1 protein-coding gene is annotated in these 632 nt (G+C 46.2%); it reads right to left on the bottom strand.

Going from position 1 to position 632, the window contains the following annotated elements:
- Positions 1 to 632, bottom strand: a 632-nt coding sequence (gene otnK, locus I6E78_RS18495; RefSeq protein WP_269435634.1) for a 3-oxo-tetronate kinase, incomplete at both ends; no start/stop codon positions are given.

Genomic DNA, 632 nt, shown 5'->3' with positions numbered 1-632 from the left:
GCCTAGGGTTGCTAAATGTGCACTATTAAAGGCATCAACCACAGCGTAGCGTTTACCTGCACTTTGTAGCTCAGCAAACTGGTTAGTGATGGCCTCAGCGCCTTGCTCAATGGTTTGGTAATTGACTAAACCGGCTTCTCCTTGCGACTGGCTATTCATTAAGCGCACCAAGCTTGAATCGGTCATTGGCGTTACCGGGTGATTACGCATACCCGATTCATTAAGCGGCTCGCCAAGTACAAATAAGTGACCGTTAAATACGGTGCGACCATTCACTGGCAAAGCAGGACATACAATAGTAAAAGACTCACCGAGTGCCGCTAATAAAGCGTCGGTTACCGGGCCAATATTACCTTTAGCCGTACTATCGAAGGTTGAACAATATTTGAAATAAAACTGCTGACAGCCTTGCTGTTGTAGCCATTTTAATGCGGCTAAGCTTTGCTCTATTGCTTGCTCTACAGGGCAAGAACGCGTTTTAAGGCTTACGACAACCGCATCCGCGTCAACCACAGTGTTACAGTGAGGTACATCGTTAAGTTGTACCGTACGCATACCATGTTCAACGAGGAAACCAGCAATGTCGGTTGCTCCGGTAAAGTCGTCTGCAATTACACCAAGTAACATAATTA

Source organism: Pseudoalteromonas sp. NZS127 (assembly GCF_015864805.1).
Classification (GTDB): Bacteria; Pseudomonadota; Gammaproteobacteria; order Enterobacterales; family Alteromonadaceae; genus Pseudoalteromonas; species Pseudoalteromonas nigrifaciens.
The sequence above is the reverse complement of the archived record's forward strand: the minus strand, read 5'-3'. Positions and strand labels throughout refer to the sequence as shown.